This window comes from Kutzneria sp. NPDC052558 (genome assembly GCF_044547355.1).
In the GTDB taxonomy this organism is placed as follows: Bacteria; Actinomycetota; Actinomycetes; order Mycobacteriales; family Pseudonocardiaceae; genus Kutzneria.
Genome location: NZ_JBIUAG010000008.1, coordinates 82,196 through 97,986 on the forward strand (window position 1 = coordinate 82,196; position 15,791 = coordinate 97,986).

The following is a 15,791-nucleotide window of genomic DNA, read 5'->3' on the forward strand; positions in this document are numbered from 1 at the left end:
TAACCGATGCAGTGCCGCCGTCGTTTCCTGGAATGGGAACGGACAGGTGGTGAGGTGGAGACCCGGATGGAGCACGAACGCGTCGCGGATCTGCTGCGGCGCTCGGCCGACGCGGTGGGGCCGACCCCCCGTGAGCGGGAACGCATGCGGCTGCGGGTGCTCGCCGAGTTCGAAGCCATGGACTTCGAGGCGCCCCCTGGCCCGGGCGGCCCGGTCCGGAACTTAGCCGGCCGGTCCACCGCACCCGGCCGCCTCATGGTGGCCCTGGCCGCCGCCCTGTGCCTGATCCTCAGCCTCGGCGCGATGAGCCTGCTGCTCAGCCGGGACGCCCTGCCCGGCGACCCGCTCTACGCGATCAAGCGGACCGCCGAATCCGCCTCCTTCGGCCTCGCCTTCGACGACGCCGCCAAGGCCCGCAAGCACCTCGACTTCGCCACCGCCCGCATCGACGAGATGGACGGCATGGCGGCCCGCGGCAACACGCCGATCGGCTCCTACCTCACCGCGCTCACCGACTTCGACGCCGACGCCGCCGCCGGCTCGCGGCTGCTCACCGTGCTCAGCACCAACGGCGACGGCTCCGGCCTGACCTACCTGCGGGACTGGGCCAAATCCCAGGCCCAGCGGCTCAAGGCACTGCGCCCGTCGCTGCCCGCGCGGGCCGACACCAGCGCCGAACTGCTCACCGCCATCACCGACCGGGCCAACGCCCTGATCTCACGGCTCAACTGCTACACGATCACCGCCGGCACCACCGACGACGTCGGCGCCCTGCCGGCGACCGGGCCCTGCGCCACGCGTCCGCCCGTCGAGCAAAGCTTCAGCACTGCTCCAACGCCGACGCAACGCTCCAACGGCTCCGCACCCAACGGCGGCGCGAACGGTGGCGGTGCGATGACGCCCACCACCAGCACGCCGACCGTCACGTTCACCACGCCGACCGCCGCCCCGCCCGCCACCACCGGCTCCAAGGGGTCGTCGCCCACCACCACCAGCGATCGGCCCGCCGGCGTCACCGTGCCGCTGCCCGTGCCGCTCGGCAGCCTGCCGCCGCTGCTGCCCGGACTGCCTAGCATTGTCCTTGGTGGCTGATCGCTACGCTTGCACGATGAGGACCGGGCTGGAGCGGATCGGGAGGCGCGGCGGTGCCACGCTGGCGTGACGGGGCGGAGCACGCGGAACTCGACCGGATGGCCGAGCTGGCCGGCGAGGCGTCGGCGGACGCGGCCGTGGCGGCCGCCGCCGACCTCGAGGCCGCCCTCGCCGTGCCGCCGGACCTGACCGCCGCCGCGTTCTTCGACGTCGACAACACGATGATGATGGGCGCGTCGATCTTCCACTTCGCCCGCGGCCTGGCCAGCCGGAAGTACTTCACCACCGCCGACCTGGCCGGCTTCGCCTGGAAGCAGCTCCGCTTCCGGCTCGGGGGCAAGGAGAACCCCGAGAGCGTGCGGGCCAGCCGCGAACAGGCCCTCGGCTTCGTCGCCGGGCGGTCCGTGCAGGAGCTCGTCGACCTCGGCGAGGAGATCTACGACGAGCTGATGGCCGCCAAGATCTGGTCCGGCACCCGGGCCCTGGCCCAGATGCACCAGGACGCCGGGCAGCGGGTCTGGCTCGTCACCGCCACCCCCGTCGAGCTCGCCTCCATCATCGCCCGCCGCCTCGGCCTGACCGGCGCCCTCGGCACCGTCGCCGAGTCCAAGGACGGCGTCTACACCGGCCGCCTCGTCGGCGATCTGCTCCATGGCAAGGCCAAGGCCCACGCCGTCCGCGCCCTCGCCGCCCGTGAAGGCCTCGACCTCCGCCGCTGCACGGCCTACTCGGACTCCATCAACGACGTGCCCATGCTCTCCACCGCCGGCACCGCCGTGGCCGTCAACCCCGACCCTGCCCTCCGCGACCTCGCCCGTCGCCGCGGCTGGGAGATCCGCGACTTCCGCACCGGCCGCAAGGCCGCCCGCATCGGCGTCCCCACCGTCCTCGGCGCCGGCGCCCTAGCCGGAGCCGTCGCCGCCGGCATCGCCTACCGCCGCCGCTCCTCCTGACACCTGGAAAGGCCCCGCCTTCCCGGGTCCCTGCCCGCCGCCTTCGGCCTTACCAGCTCCGCTCTCCTGCCGGTCCTCTCCCTTCGGCCCCAGCCCGATCTCTCCAGCCCGATCCCTTCAGCCCGATCCCTTCAGCCCGATCCCTTCAGCCCGATCCCTTCAGCCCGATCTCTCCAGCCCGATCTCTCCAGCCCGATCTCTCCGGCCCGATCCCTTCCGCGGCCTCTCCGTACGCGGCTCCACCGCTTCCGGCCCTCCCGCTGGCGTTGCTTCTTCGAGCCCTTGCTCCCCAGGCGCCGCCTCCGGACTCGCCGGCTTCAGCCCCTGCCGTCGGCCCGTCCTACCCGACCTGCTGCCTTACCTCCGCCCCGCTCGGTCCAACGCAAAACGGACCACTCCGTCGAGGAATGGTCCGTTCACCAGGTGGCGGTTGGGGTCGTCAGCGCTGCGGCTGCTGTTGGCTCTGCTGCTGCGGGGCGTACTGCTGCTGCTGGGCAGGGGGCTGATGGGCCTGCGCCGCGTGCTGCTGGGCCGGCTGGTCGTTCGGCACGATGAAGACGGCCGTGCCGTAGGCCGCGACCTCGCTCATCGTCTGCGCGATCTCGTTGCAGTCGAAGCGCATGGCCAGCACGGCGTTCGCGCCGTAGCCCATGGCCATCTGGCAGAGCCGGCCGATCGCCTCGTTGCGGGAGTCGGTGAGCATCTGGGTGTACTGGGTCACCTCGCCGCCGCCCAGGGACTTGAGGCCGGCCATGAAGTTCACGCCGATCGCGCGGCTGCGCACGGTCAGGCCGAAGACCTCGCCGAACACGTGCGTGACCCGGCAGCCGGGGACGTCGTTCATGGTCGAGATCAGGATGGGGAACTGCGGGGGTGCGCTTGGCTGGGACATGTCCGCGAATCGTAGCCGCACCGTCCCTTTCGGACTCGGTAATCCGTGCCCGATGCCCTACCGTGACGAACGTGAGTGACGACGTGCTCGTCATCGGGGCCGGCGTGATCGGCCTGACCACCGCGGTGTGCCTGGCGGAAGCCGGCGTGCGGACCAGGGTGATGAGCACCGACCTGCCGCGGCAGACCACCTCCGCGATGGCCGGCGCGATGTGGGGCCCGGCCTTCGCCGAACCCGCCGAGCAGGTGCTGCGCTGGAGCCGTCGGAGCCTCGACGAGTTCACCGCCCTGGCCCGCGACCCCGCCACCGGCGTCCGCCTCACCCGGGGCCGGATGGCCAGCCGCACCCCGTTGCCCCTCAACGACCTGCCGCCCCAGGTGACCATGGTCCCCGGCCTGGTCAACTGCGGCCGCGCCGAACTGCCACCCGGCTTCGCCAGCGGTCAGTGGGGCCGCGTGCCGCTGGTCGACATGCCCCGCTACCTCGGCTACCTCACCGGCCGCCTGACCGCGGCCGGCGGTCGCCTGGACATCAGGAGCGTCTCCCGCCTCAGCGAGACCGTCGACGAGGCCCCCGTGCTGGTCAACTGCAGCGGCATGGGCGCCCGCCGCCTCGTGCCGGACCTCACCGTGCGGGCCTCCCGTGGCCAGCTCGTCGTCGTGGCCAATCCCGGTGTCGAGGAGTTCTTCGTCGAGATCACCAACGAGGCGGAGTCCACCAGCTACTTCCCCCACGGCGACCAGGTCGTGCTCGGCGGCGTGTCCGTGGTCGGCGACTGGCGTCTCGAACCCGACGCCGCCATCGCCGAAGGCATCCTCGACCGCTGCGCCGCCGTCGAACCCCTCCTCGCCGGCGCGCCCATCCTCGAACACCGCGTCGGCCTACGTCCCGAACGCACCCCCATCCGTCTCGAAGCCCGCGAAGTCGCCGGCCGCCCCATCGTCCATTGCTACGGCCACGGCAGCCTCGGCGTCACCCTCTCCTGGGGCTGCGCCCGCGAGACCGCTGAGCTGGCCGCCGACCTGATCTGAGCTCCGCTCGAAATCCCCGGCGCCCCTCGAACACCGCCGCATTGCTCCACCGCCACAGCATTGCTCGAACGCGCGCGCAATGCTCCAAAGCTCGCGCAATGCTCCAGCGCGTACGCGCCGCTCCAACACGTGCGCATTGCTCCAGTGCTCGCGCGCTGCTCCAGTGCGTGCGCATTGCTCCAAAGCTTGCGCATTGCTCCAGGGCGGCGGCAATGCTCGAACGGTGAAGCATTGCTCGAAGGGTGAAGCGCTGCACGTGGGGCGCGGCATTTCGCGGGCGCGGGCGCGCTGGTCGGGTGCGGACGCGGTCGGCGGGCGCGAGGGCACTCGTCGGGGGGCGAGGGGCGGAGCTCAGGTGTTGATGTTGAGGGTGAGGTTGATGCGGTCGGGGGTCGGGTAGGTGATCGTGCCGTCGCCGCGGGCGGTGGCGTACTGGCCGGTGCCGCCGACGATGGCGAGGGGGTTCTGCACCGGGGACGGCACGACCATGGCGTGCATGGAGCTGAGATGCAGCTCGCCCTTGGCGGCCGCGGAGAGGCGCAGCACCAGCTTCATCTGGACGATGAGCTTGGCCGGGTTGTCCACGGTCAGGTTGACCACGGTGCCGATCATGGAGCCGTCGCCGGCGGCGGCCGAGGTGGAGTCGAACAGGGTGAGCAGCGCGGCGAAGGTGGTGCCGACGACGGCGTTGTCAAGGGATGAGCTGGTGGCCCGGGAGGCGACGAAGGTGACGGTGTCCGCCGTCGTCGCCGACGCGGGGGAGGCGCCGACGACGACCAGCCCGCCGGCGGCCATCGCCGGCGCCGCGAGCAATGCGGATCTGCGTGACCACAGCGCCATCCGACCACGGTAAGCACCGCGACTCGTCGACGCAGGTCAGAGCCCACGTTCGGGTGAGGCGAGTCAGCCGAGCCAGACGTTGCGACGCTGGGTGAGCAGCCGGTAGAGGGTCTGCTGAATGGTCTCCCGCACCTGGTCGGTGAGGTTGAACACCAGCATCGGGTCCTCGGCAGCCCCGGGCTCGTACTGGTCGGTCCGGATCGGCTCGCCGAACTCGATGTACCACTTGGACGGCAGCGGCACCGCCCCCAGCGGCCCGAGCAGCGGCCAGGTCGGGGTGACCGGGAAGTACGGCAGCCCGAACAGCCGGGCGATCAGCTTGATCTCGCCGATCTTGGGGTAGATCTCCTCGGCCCCCACGATCGACACCGGGATGATCGGCGTCCGGGTGCGCAGCGCCGCCGACACGAAGCCGCCGCGGCCGAACCGCTGCAGCTTGTACCGGTCCTTGTACGGCTTGCCGACGCCCTTGAAGCCCTCCGGCCACACACCGACCAGCTCGCCGCCGCGCAGCAGCCGCTCGGCGTCGGGGTTGCAGGCCAGGGTCTGCCCGGTCTTGCGGGCGATGGAGCTGAGCATCGGCGTGCGGAACACGAGATCGGCGCCGAGCATGCGCAGGTGACGGTTGGCCGGGTGGTGCTCGTGCACCGCGACGGCGGTCATCACCGAATCCATCGGCAGCGTGCCCGAGTGGTTCGCGACCAGCAGCGCGCCGCTGTCGGACGGCACGTTGTGCAGGCCGATGGTCTCCACCCGGAACCACTTCTCGTACAGCGGCCGCAGCAGCGGCATCATCACGTTGTCGGTGAGTTCCTTGTCGAAGCCGAACTCGTCGACCTGGTAGTCGCCGGTGATGCGGCGACGCAGGAACGCCAGGGCGTCGGCCAGCCGGCGCTCCCACTGCGGGGATTCCGGGACGGCCGACGGCTCGGCCGTGTCCGCGGGTGGCGGCACCTGCTCCATCCGGGGGCGGGACGGCGGCGCGGTTCTGGGCGCTGGTCGGTCGGCGCCGTGCAACGGGATCACGCGTGCGTCGGGCATGGGTTCCACCTCCTCACTCACCTGATCGGAATCCGGGCGGCGAGACCGAGAATGCCCCGCTCCGCCGCCTCCAGGGTGTCCACGTCGATGGTCGGGCGCAGCGCCCGCCCACTGACGTAGTCGTCGAACGCCTGCGTGGTGGTCCACCGCGGGGTGAACCCGAAGTCGCGCTGGAGCAGCGTGGTGTCCACGACGCGGCCGAAGTTCAGGAACCGCATCTGGTCGGGCGAGAAGTCGACCAGACGAGCGCTGCGCACCAGCCGCCCCACGGTGGGCACGGCCACGCTCGGCACGGGCAGCGCGACCCGGCCGGCCCGCCGGATCGCCTGCGACAGCATGAGCACGCCGTCGCCGCCGACGTTGAACACGCCGGGCAGGTCGTGCAGCGTGGCCCGCTCCATCACGGCCAGCGCGTCCTCGGAGTGCAGCAGCTGCATCCGGGCGTCGTAGCCGAGCACGGTCGGCACCACTGGCAGGGCGAAATACCTGGTCAGCACGGTGTCGATGCGCGGGCCGATGAAGTTGGTGAAACGGAGCGTGGTCACCGCGACGTCGGGCCGGCGTCGCGAGAAGCCGCGGACGTAGCCCTCGACCTCGACGGCGTCCTTGGCGTAGCCGCTGGAGGGCAGCTCCTTGGGCGCCATGTCCTCGGTGAACATGGCCGGGTCCCGCGAGCTGGCCCCGTACACGGCGCTGGTGGACTTCACCACCAGCCTGCGCACCACGGCGGACCGCTGGCAGGCGGCCAGCAGCTGCATGGTGCCGATGACGTTCATCTCCTTCATCGCCGTGCGGCCGGTGGGTCCGGCCGGGTTGGCGGTGACGGAGGCGTGCACCACGGTGTCCACCTTGGCGCTCGCGATCACCTTGGTGATCAGCGGGTTGCGGATGTCGGCCCGGACGAACTCGGCCCGGCCCATCCGCCGGAGCAGGTCGCGCGGCGGCGGCACGGTGTCCACGCCGAGCACCCGTTCGATCGAAGGGTCGGCGGCCAGGCGCGCGGCGAGATGGCCGCCGAGGAAGCGGCTCACTCCGGTGACAAGGACGACATTGGGCGCCATGCGACTCCCTGCAAAGGCGGCGACGCGAGCGATGCTACTCGTCGTGACGGCCCGCGACAGGGGCCAGGCACGCCGCATTGACGCAGGTCACGTGGGTTTTACAGCGGCCTCACCCGATCGGCGGGATCTGGCGGCGCACCCGTAACGCACGACGGCACCCGCGCGATCGCGAGGCGACCGGGCGGGTGCCGTACGGGCTTCAGGCCGAGCGCCTCACTTGCCGCGCTTGCGTCGCTGCACCCGGGTCTTGCGGAGCAACTTGCGGTGCTTCTTCTTCGACATGCGCTTGCGGCGCTTCTTGATGACCGAGCCCATACGGGATCCTTAGGTGTAGACGGTGTGGTCGTTGGTGTGCCCTCGTGCTGCGCAGGGCTGCCGAGCCCCTGCCGCCGCGAGGGGACGCGGCCATGGCACCGAGCACGAACGACCTATCACTTTACCCGCATGGCCGAGCCCGGCTGGCACAGGTACCAGCCGGGCGCTCGATCGGCCGTGTCATCCCGCGTCGTAGTACGCGTTCTCCAGGTAGTCCTGCACCGCGTTCTCGGTCACCCGGAACGACTTGCCCACCCTCACGGCAGGCAGTTCGCCCGAGTGCACGAGGCGGTACACGGTCATCTTCGAGACCCGCATCACCTTCGCCACCTCGGCGATGGTCAGGAACTGGACCTGTGCGAGTCCGGGATGTGTCTCCTTCTGCTGCGCCGGCATACGTCACCGCGTCCTTAAACACGTGTCGCGCCGTCGGCTTCCCCACCGGCGGTATCGACACGCACGTGCTCACCCGAGCGTAGCGGGACGCATGGGGCTGCTGCGACGTCCGAGCCGGCCTGTGCGCCCAGTGGTGGCGGGATCCACCCGAAGGCACCACGCCGCCGCCCCGGTTCGACCATTCGGCCGGTCGACGCGGTCGCTCACCGATCGGATCGACCCCACAGGGCGCCCTGAGCTCGGCGAACCGGGCGGCGTGGCGCCGCGGGCCGGCCGCTGGTCAGGCGTCGTGGGCCCGTCCGAGCTCGGCCGACCGGTCCCGGGCGGCCTCGATGGCGGCCAGCAGGGCGGCCCGCACGCCGTGCTTCTCCAGTTCGCGGATCGCCATGATCGTGGTGCCGGCCGGGGAGGTGACGGCCTCACGCAGCGTCACCGGGTGCTCGCCGGAGTCGGCCAGCATGGTGGCCGCGCCGACGGCCGACTGGATGATCAGCTGCGCCGCCGTGGCCCGGGGCAGGCCGAGCAGGATGCCGGCGTCGATCATGGCCTCGACCAGGAAGAAGAAGTACGCAGGCCCGGAGCCGGACAGCGCCGTGACGGCATCCTGCTGCGACTCCGGCACCCGCAGCACCTTGCCCACGCTGCCGAGCAGCTTCTCCACCAGGTCCATGTGCTCCGGCGTGGCGTGGGCGCCGGCGGAGATCGCGCTCATCGCCTGGCCGACCAGCATCGGGGTGTTGGGCATCACCCGCACCACGGCCGTGCCGGCCGGCAGCTCGCGTTCGTAGAGGGCGGTCGGCAGGCCCGCGCACAGCGAGACGATCAGGGCCTCCGGCTTGAGCAGCGGGCTCAGCTCGGTCAGCAGCGGGTCGATGTCCTGCGGCTTGACCGCCACCACCAGCACATCGGCCCCCTCGGCCGCCTCGGCCACCTGGACCGCCCGCACGCCGTACCGCTGCGTCAGCTCCCGGCAGCGCTGCTCGTAGCGCTCCGTGAACATCAGGTCGCCCGGCGCCCAGCCGGCGTCGAGCAGCCCGGACAGCAGCGCCTCACCGATCTTGCCTGCCCCCAGTACCGCGATCGTCGTCATGCTGACAGCCTGCCAGCACGCGCCACGAAAATTTCCTCGCCCCGGTTGTCGAGAACGGCCCGTCGGCTCCGTCCCAGGGGCACAGGACGGACCGAACGAAGGAGAACCGCCATGAAGTACCTGCTGCTCAAGCACTACCGCAGCGCCACGATGCCGACCTTCGACTGCGCGCCGATGGACCAGTGGACGCCGGCCGAGGTGGACGCGCACATCCAGTACATGCGGGACTTCGCCGCGAAGCTGGAGAAGACCGGCGAGTACGTGGACGGGCAGGCGCTGGCGCCGGAGGGTTCGTGGGTGCGGCACGGCGGCGAGGGGCAGCCGGCGGTGACCGACGGGCCGTTCGCCGAGACCAAGGACCTCATCGCCGGCTGGATGATCATCGACGTGGAGTCGTGGGACCGGGCGGCGGAGCTGGCCGCGGAGCTGTCGGCCGCGCCCGGCCCCAACGGGGAGCCGATCAACGAGTGGCTGGAGGTCCGGCCGTTCCTGGGCGAGCCGACCACGGTGACCGAGTGAACGAGTCGCTGCTGCGGGAGCTCGTGCCCGCGGTGATCGGCGTCCTCGTCCGGCGCGGGGCGGATTTCGCGTCGGCCGAGGACGCCGTGCAGGAGGCCCTGATCAGGGCGTTGGAGACCTGGCCCGACGATCCGCCGCGGGATCCGAAGGCCTGGCTCGTCGCGGCCGCGTGGCGGAAGTTCCTCGACGCCGTGCGGTCGGCCTCCGCCCGCCGGGAGCGGGAGCAGGCCGTCGACGTCGAGCCGGCGGCCGGCCCGGCGCCGGCCGAGGACGACACGCTCCGGCTCTACTTCCTGTGCTCCCACCCGACCTTGCCCCCGGCCGCGGCCGTCGCCCTGACGCTGCGCGCCGTGGGCGGTCTGACCACGCGGCAGATCGCCAGCGCGTACCTCGTGCCCGAGGCGACCATGGCGCAGCGCATCAGCCGGGCCAAGAAGAAGATCGAGGGGCAGCGGCTGGACCAGCCCGGCGACCTCGGCACCGTGCTGCGGGTGCTCTATCTCGTCTTCAACGAGGGCTACGGCGGTGACGTGGACCTGGCCGCCGAGGCGATCCGCCTGACCCGCCAGCTCGCCGCCCTGACCGACGAGCCCGAGGTCGCCGGCCTGCTCGCGCTCATGCTGCTGCACCACGCCCGCCGCGCGTCTCGCACCGGGCCCGGCGGCCGCCTGATCCCGCTGGCCGAGCAGGACCGCTCGCGCTGGGACACCGCCGTCATCGCCGAAGGAGTCGCGATCCTGCAGGCCGCGCTGGCCCGCGACCGTCTCGGCGAGTACCAGGCCCAGGCCGCGATCGCCGCCCTGCACGCCGACGCCCCCAGCACCGGCGAGACCGACTGGGTGCAGATCGTCGAGTGGTACGACGAGCTCCTGCTCATCACCGACAGCCCCGTGGTGCGGCTCAACCGCGCCGTGGCCGTCGGTGAGGCCGACGGTCCCCAGGCCGGGCTGGCGGCCCTGACCGACCTCGACCCCGGCCTGCCCCGCTACGCCGCCGTCACCGCCTACCTCCACGAACGCGCCGGCGACCTGAAGCAAGCCGCCGACCTCTACGCCGACGCCGCCCGCGCCGCCACCAGCGTGCCGGAACGCGACCACCTCACCCGGGAGGCCGCCCGCGTGCGGCACCTGTTGGCACCGTGACCACGACAGCAGGTCCGCGCTCAGCCGGGCCGTCTCATCACCCGATCGGTTAGCCGACTTACTCTGTCCTTTCCCGACACAAAGGAAAGGGCCAGTGGAGTTCTTCGCACACCTGGACGAAGGCGGCGGGCGGCTGCGGCGACAAGCATGACCGCAGGACCGTGGACCGGCTCCGGCGCTCCCATCAGATCACCCGTGGGCTACGGCTGAACCACGCGTCGAAAGCAGCGGCGCCGTTGACCTGGATCGCCGATTTCGTGATCGGAGCCTACGTCTGCGCCGAGCTGCACGACGATCCGACCGCGTGGGAGATCCTGAACCGGGCGCACGCGATCGACGTGCTCAGATGCTCCAGATAGCGCGAAGCCCGGGGTCCCACGACAACGCGGGCACGATCCCGGGCTCACTTCCGAGCGCGTCCGCAGACCGCTCAGCATCACTTGCGACTGTACCAGCTGTAGCAGTGCACTGCTTCAGCTGCTGTTGGTCTCCTGGGGGCTCAGGGCCAGCTGGCGGGCCTGGCAGACGAGGCGGCCGGAGGCGTCGAGGATGGTGGCGTCCTGGTCGAACCACTGGCCGTGCACGGCGCGGGACTCGACCTGGGCGCGGAGCCAGCCGGGCTCGGGGCGGGCCCGGACGAGGCCGGTGAGCTGGACGGTGGGGGACCAGCCGAAGCGGCCGAGGTTGAAGGTCAGGGGCATGGCGATGTCACCGGCGACCAGGGCGAAGAAGGGGTCGGGCTGCTCGCCGCCGCGGGGGCGGACCCACATGCGCAGGCGCAGGGGGTCGCCGGTGCGGCGTTCGAGGAAGCCGGCGCCCTGGGGGTCGACGAGGACCTCGCAGGCGCGGGCGAGCTTGAACACGCCGACGGCGTTGGGCAGGGAGCCGAGGTCGATGGCGTTGGCCGGCGGCAGCACGGGCAGCTCGGGCAGGTCGCGCCAGGCGGGCCGCTCCTCGGGCAGCCGGCCGACGGTGACCATGGCCTCGACGCAGGCCGAGCCCCGCTGTTCGAGGCTGACGCGAACGACCACGACGGTGCGCCCGGTCTTGCGGACCTCGGTCTTGAGCATGACCGGCCCGACCGAGGGCGCGCGCAGGAACTGGGCGCTGACGGCGAGCGGGTCGAGCAGTTCGCTGCCGGAGCCTTCGAGCACCTGCACGGCCGCTCTGGCCAGCAGCGCGAGCAGGAAGCCGCCGTGGGGTTTGGTGCCGACCGTCCAGTCGGACGGCAGGTCCGCGATGGCGGTGCCGTCGCCGAGCGGGCGCACGGCGGACGCGGCCGAGAACAGCCGGATCGCCGCCGCCTGGCCGGCGCTCATGACCGCCCGGCCAGGGACCGGAGGAAGAACGCCGTGTTCGCGGGGCGTTCGGCCAGCCGCCGCATCAGGTAGCCATACCACTGTTCGCCGTAGGGCACGTAGACACGCACCGCCTCACCTGAGTTGACGAGCCGTAGCTGCTCGTCGGGTCGGATTCCGTACAGCATCTGATATTCGTAGCTACCTGGTTTACGGCCGTACCACAGCGCGCGTTCGGCGATCACGGCCACAAGTCTCGGATCGTGGGTCGCGAACATGGGGTATCCGCGGCCGGCCAGCAGCGCGTTCACGCAGCGCACGTAGCTGAGATCGACCTCGTGCGGGTACGCGAACGCCACCGACGACGGCTCCGCGTATGCCCCTTTGCACAGCCGAACCCGGGACCCGCTGCCGGCCAGCGCCACGCAGTCGTCGAGGGTTCGGCGAAGGTAGGCCTGGAGCACGGCGCCGACCCACGGCCAGGTCCGCCGCAGTTCGGCGAGCACCCGCAGCGTGGAGTCGGTGGTGGTGTGGTCCTCCATGTCCAACGTGATCGTGGTGCCGCACTGCTCCGCCGCCGCGGCGATGCGCGACGCGTTGTCGAGTGCGAGGCGCTCGTCGAGTGCTTGACCAATGGCGGAGAGCTTCACACTTGCTTCGGCGTGCGCGGCCAGCCCCTCGGCGTGCAGACGGTCGAGCAGGCGCAGGTAGGCCTGCACGGTCTGCTCGGCGATCAGCTCGTCGGTGGTGTCCTCGCCCAGGTAGTCCAGCGAGACGGACAGCCCGTCGCCCACCAGTCGGGAGGTGACGGCGACGACGTCGTCGGTGCTCTCACCCGCGACGAACCGGCGCACCACGTCCCGGCTCACCGGCGCGGTCGCCACGAGCCTGCGGACGGCGTCGTTCGCGCCGGCCGCGAGGATCAGGGTTCGCAGGGGATGCACGGCGTGACTCTACGTCCCAGCGGACGATCACGGTTACCGAAGTTACCGATCAGTTCTGTCCAAGGTTGAGCCGCGCGAACAGCAGAGCCTCGGCCAGTTCGGCCGCGCGCTCGCCCGGACCACGAGCACGGCGGGTGTTCACCTCGAGCACGACCTGCCCGGCGAAGTCGGAGGCGGCGAGCTGTTCGCAGAACCTCGCGCAGGGCTGCGTCCCCCGACCGGGGACGAGGTGTTCGTCGCGCGCGGCGCCGCTGCCGTCGGCCAGGTGGATGTGCGTGAGCCCCTTGCCCATGCGCTGCGCCATCTCGAACGGATCCATCTGCGCGGCGGCGGTGTGCGACAGGTCCAGCGTGTAGTGGGAGTGCCCGACGTCGGTCGGGTCCACGGACGGCTTGAACGCCGACAGTTCGGTGCCGCGCAGCCGCACCGGAAACATGTTCTCCACGGCGATCGCCACGCCGCTGGCCGCGTCCAGCTCGGCCACGAGGTCGGTGAAGCGCTCGGCGTAGCGGCGCTGCCAGCGGAACGGCGGGTGCACCACGACGGTCGGGGCGTCCAGCACCTGCGCGGCGGTCACGGCGCGGCGCAGGCGGATCACCGGGTCGGGCGACCACACCCGCTGGCTGATCAGCAGGCACGGCGCGTGCACGGCCAGCACCGGCACGCCGTGCCGGTCGGACAGGTCGAGCAGGGCGTCCATGTCCTGGCTGACCGGGTCGGCCCAGACCATGACCTCGACGCCGTCGTAGCCGAGCTCGCCGGCCAGCTCGAAGGCCGTGCCGACGGGTTCCGGGTACACCGAGGCCGTGGACAACCCGACCGGGATGCGTCGAGTGGACAACTAGTGCCCGATCAGCCGCAGCGCGGCAGGCGACACCGTCACGATCAGGCCGACGAGCACGGCGAGCACCATGGTCTGCAGGTCGTCGGCCTTGCGGATGCGCCGCACGACGATCACCAGCGCGACGATGACCGCGACCGCGGCGGCCAGCGCGGCCGCCGGCAGCGCGTTCCACAGCCACTGGAAGCCCAGCCAGAGCGCGGCGCCGCCGACGACGCCGATCGCCAGCTGGGCGATCATCATCAGCCACTGCTTGCCCGGGGAGCCCTCGACCTCCTCGGCCGCGTCCTCCTCATCGACCTCGAGCGCGCCGCCGACGCCGGCGGGCGCCGCGTCGTGGTCCACCGAGTACGAGAAGTTGTTGTCGTACGCGTACTCGTCGTCGTCATCGTCGACGTACGGGCCGGAATGGGCCTGGGTGCTCTCGATGGCCGGCGCCGACATGGCCGTGCGCGGGCCCCCGAAGCCGTCATCGTCGTCGACCAGCGGACCCGGGTGCGCCTGCGTGCTCTCACCGACGGCGGCCGGGATGCGCGGCAGCTGCTCGGTGACGCCCTCCTGCGGCGGCGCGCCGGCCAGGCGGTTGGTCAGCGGGTTGCCGGGCGGCGGCGTGTCCGGGGTGATCGGCCGCATGTGTGTGGTGTCCGCGGTGGCGTCCACGGGCGGCGGCGTGCCGGGCGGCACCGGACGGAAGTAGCCGGTGGGCTGCGGCTGCTGCTGCGTGGGCCGCGGCAGATCCGCCCGCGACAGGTTGGTGCGGGACGACTCGATGCGCGGCGGGGGCGGCGGCGTGCGGCCGGCGGCGGGCCCGCCGGGGCGCACCGGCGGCGGGCGCATGCCCGTGGCGGTCGACTGCGCGGCGGCCACGGGCGGCACCGGCGGTGGCTGTTGCTGTGGTCCCTGCGGCTGGGGGGCGGCCGGCGGCACGGGCGGCGGCTGCTGCGGGCCCGCCTGGGGCCCGGCCTGCGGCGGCTGCTGCACCGGACGCTTGGGCAGCTGCTGAGAGGTCGCGGCCGGCGGCGTCGGAGGCTGCGGCGTCGGAGGCTGCGGGCGCACCGGCGGCTGGCCGCCGACCGTGGTCTCCTCGGCGTCGTCCCGGATGGCCCGCATGCTGCCGCTGTCCGACAGCACCCGGTCGATGATCGTCTGGGGCGACGTGTCGGCCGGCTCGTCGGCCCGGCGCCGACGACGTCTGGGCGCACTGTCCTCGGAGTTGGCCCCGTACTGGGCGAGCAACTCCGCGACCGTGCGCTGACTGCGCTCGGAACCGCTTTCTCGACTCATTGATTCCACCGTGCCCCGAAGTGCGCCGTCCGTCCAGTCTCGCCGGGCGGCGCAGCGCCGTCCGTGTGGTCCAGTCGACGAAGGATGACACCTTCGCGCAGCGCCCAGGGACAGATCTCGAGTTCTGTGAGTGACAACGCTCGCATGGTGGCCTCCGCCACGAGTGCGCCGGCGACCAGTTGCGCCGAACGGCCGGCGCTGACGCCCTCCAGTTCGGCGATGTCCGCGGCGGACATCCGGGAAATGAACGCGATCAGCTGGCGCAGGCCGGTGTGGGTGAGCACCCGGCGCACCCGCGGCCCCTGGCCGGACGGGGCGGCGCCGGTCAGCCGGGCCAGCGTGCGGAACGTCTTGGAGGTGGCGGCGACCAGTTCCGGCTCGCCCAGCCGCAGCACCCGCTTGGCCACCGGCGCGATCTGCTCGTCGATCCACTCCACGGTGTCGCGCAGCTCGTGCCGGCTCGGCGGGTCGTGCTTGAACCGGGTCCTGGTGACGCGGCCGGCGCCCAGCGGGATCGAACACGCCAGGTCCGGGCTCTCGTCCCGGCCGACGGCGATCTCCAGCGAGCCGCCGCCGATGTCCAGGTTCAGCAGCCGGCCGGCCGACCAGCCGTACCAGCGGCGCACCGCGAGAAAGGTGTACCGGGCCTCGTCCTCGCCGCTGAGCACGTCCAGCTCGACGCCGGTCTCCTTGCGCACGCGCTCGAGCACCGCGGCCGAGTTGCGCGCCTCGCGCACCGCCGAGGTGGCGAAGGCCATCAGGTCCTCGCAGCCGAACTGCTGGGCCGAGGCCTTGCCGTCGGCGACCGCCCGCACCAGCGAGTCGGACCCGTGCTTGGACAGCTGGCCGTTGCCGGTGAGCTGCTCGGCCAGTCGCAGCACCGACTTCTCCGAGCTCATCGGCGTCGGATGGGCACCACGATGCGCGTCCACCACCAACAGGTGGACAGTGTTCGACCCGACGTCAAGCACCCCTAGGCGCACGCGGAGCACCGTACCTGGCGGGCGTGACAATCCCGTAATCCCCCATCCGGTGAAGTGCTTCCACCGGAT

At 71.9% G+C, this 15,791-nt stretch carries 18 protein-coding genes; 6 read left to right on the top strand and 12 right to left on the bottom strand.

Annotated features, from left to right (window positions below; translation table 11 throughout):
• The first annotated feature begins 66 nt into the window (after positions 1-66).
• Both ACIG5F_RS16505 and ACIG5F_RS16510 read left to right on the top strand, forming a co-directional pair.
• Entirely contained in the window at positions 67-1,092 is a 1,026-nt protein-coding gene (locus ACIG5F_RS16505; RefSeq protein WP_396518544.1) for a DUF5667 domain-containing protein, read from the top strand.
• Between the two features lie 98 nt (positions 1,093-1,190).
• Entirely contained in the window at positions 1,191-2,045 is an 855-nt protein-coding gene (locus ACIG5F_RS16510) for an HAD family phosphatase (RefSeq protein ID WP_211772042.1), read from the top strand.
• Positions 2,046-2,484: 439 nt separating this feature from the next.
• Here the strand turns inward: ACIG5F_RS16510 and ACIG5F_RS16515 are convergent, their stop codons facing one another.
• The gene (locus ACIG5F_RS16515; protein ID WP_396518545.1) at positions 2,485-2,937 is read right to left on the bottom strand and encodes a YbjQ family protein; all 453 of its coding nucleotides are present in this window, start codon (positions 2,935-2,937) and stop codon (positions 2,485-2,487) included.
• A 71-nt stretch (positions 2,938-3,008) separates the two neighbouring features.
• On the opposite strand from ACIG5F_RS16515, the gene ACIG5F_RS16520 reads away from it, so the two are divergent.
• Positions 3,009-3,968: an FAD-dependent oxidoreductase gene (locus tag ACIG5F_RS16520; protein ID WP_396518546.1), complete on the top strand. Its 960-nt coding sequence runs from the start codon at positions 3,009-3,011 to the stop codon at positions 3,966-3,968.
• Between the two features lie 351 nt (positions 3,969-4,319).
• On the opposite strand, the gene ACIG5F_RS16525 is transcribed toward ACIG5F_RS16520, so the two are convergent.
• From ACIG5F_RS16525 to proC, 6 genes are all read right to left on the bottom strand, one after another.
• Positions 4,320-4,808 (bottom strand): hypothetical protein, encoded by a 489-nt coding sequence (locus ACIG5F_RS16525; protein ID WP_396518547.1) that lies wholly within the window; start codon positions 4,806-4,808, stop codon positions 4,320-4,322.
• Positions 4,809-4,871: 63 nt separating this feature from the next.
• Positions 4,872-5,849 (bottom strand): lysophospholipid acyltransferase family protein, encoded by a 978-nt coding sequence (locus ACIG5F_RS16530; protein ID WP_396518548.1) that lies wholly within the window; start codon positions 5,847-5,849, stop codon positions 4,872-4,874.
• 17 nt (positions 5,850-5,866) lie between these two features.
• On the bottom strand, positions 5,867-6,910 hold the full coding sequence (locus tag ACIG5F_RS16535; protein ID WP_396518549.1) for an NAD-dependent epimerase/dehydratase family protein: 1,044 nt from the start codon (positions 6,908-6,910) through the stop codon (positions 5,867-5,869).
• Between the two features lie 213 nt (positions 6,911-7,123).
• Complete coding sequence (locus ACIG5F_RS16540) at positions 7,124-7,225, bottom strand: 30S ribosomal protein bS22 (RefSeq protein ID WP_015105422.1); 102 nt, start codon at positions 7,223-7,225, stop codon at positions 7,124-7,126.
• 180 nt (positions 7,226-7,405) lie between these two features.
• Positions 7,406-7,621: a helix-turn-helix domain-containing protein gene (locus ACIG5F_RS16545; protein ID WP_396518550.1), complete on the bottom strand. Its 216-nt coding sequence runs from the start codon at positions 7,619-7,621 to the stop codon at positions 7,406-7,408.
• A 280-nt stretch (positions 7,622-7,901) separates the two neighbouring features.
• Positions 7,902-8,711 (bottom strand): pyrroline-5-carboxylate reductase, encoded by an 810-nt coding sequence (proC, locus tag ACIG5F_RS16550; RefSeq protein WP_396518551.1) that lies wholly within the window; start codon positions 8,709-8,711, stop codon positions 7,902-7,904.
• Between the two features lie 111 nt (positions 8,712-8,822).
• On the opposite strand from proC, the gene ACIG5F_RS16555 reads away from it, so the two are divergent.
• The 3 genes from ACIG5F_RS16555 (at position 8,823) to ACIG5F_RS16565 (ending at position 10,731) form a co-directional block, all read left to right on the top strand.
• Positions 8,823-9,230, top strand: a complete 408-nt coding sequence (locus ACIG5F_RS16555; RefSeq protein ID WP_396518552.1) for a YciI family protein — start codon at positions 8,823-8,825, stop codon at positions 9,228-9,230.
• A complete protein-coding gene (locus tag ACIG5F_RS16560; RefSeq protein ID WP_396518553.1) occupies positions 9,227-10,372 on the top strand; it encodes an RNA polymerase sigma factor in 1,146 nt (381 codons plus the stop codon). The genes ACIG5F_RS16555 and ACIG5F_RS16560 overlap by 4 nt, the downstream gene beginning before the upstream one ends.
• A gap of 236 nt (positions 10,373-10,608) precedes the next feature.
• Positions 10,609-10,731: a hypothetical protein gene (locus tag ACIG5F_RS16565; protein ID WP_396518554.1), complete on the top strand. Its 123-nt coding sequence runs from the start codon at positions 10,609-10,611 to the stop codon at positions 10,729-10,731.
• Positions 10,732-10,845: 114 nt separating this feature from the next.
• Here the strand turns inward: ACIG5F_RS16565 and ACIG5F_RS16570 are convergent, their stop codons facing one another.
• The 5 genes from ACIG5F_RS16570 to ACIG5F_RS16590 are packed head-to-tail and all read right to left on the bottom strand — an operon-like array spanning position 10,846 to position 15,722.
• Positions 10,846-11,691 (bottom strand): thioesterase family protein, encoded by an 846-nt coding sequence (locus ACIG5F_RS16570; protein ID WP_396518555.1) that lies wholly within the window; start codon positions 11,689-11,691, stop codon positions 10,846-10,848.
• Positions 11,688-12,614 (bottom strand): proline dehydrogenase family protein, encoded by a 927-nt coding sequence (locus tag ACIG5F_RS16575; protein WP_396518556.1) that lies wholly within the window; start codon positions 12,612-12,614, stop codon positions 11,688-11,690. Before ACIG5F_RS16575 ends, ACIG5F_RS16570 begins: the two co-directional genes overlap by 4 nt.
• Before the next feature lie 49 nt (positions 12,615-12,663).
• Positions 12,664-13,455, bottom strand: a complete 792-nt coding sequence (locus tag ACIG5F_RS16580; protein WP_396518557.1) for a sugar phosphate isomerase/epimerase family protein — start codon at positions 13,453-13,455, stop codon at positions 12,664-12,666.
• Entirely contained in the window at positions 13,456-14,739 is a 1,284-nt protein-coding gene (locus tag ACIG5F_RS16585; protein WP_396518558.1) for a hypothetical protein, read from the bottom strand. It lies immediately after the preceding gene.
• Positions 14,736-15,722: a hypothetical protein gene (locus ACIG5F_RS16590; RefSeq protein ID WP_396518559.1), complete on the bottom strand. Its 987-nt coding sequence runs from the start codon at positions 15,720-15,722 to the stop codon at positions 14,736-14,738. Before ACIG5F_RS16590 ends, ACIG5F_RS16585 begins: the two co-directional genes overlap by 4 nt.
• Positions 15,723-15,791 lie beyond the last annotated feature (69 nt).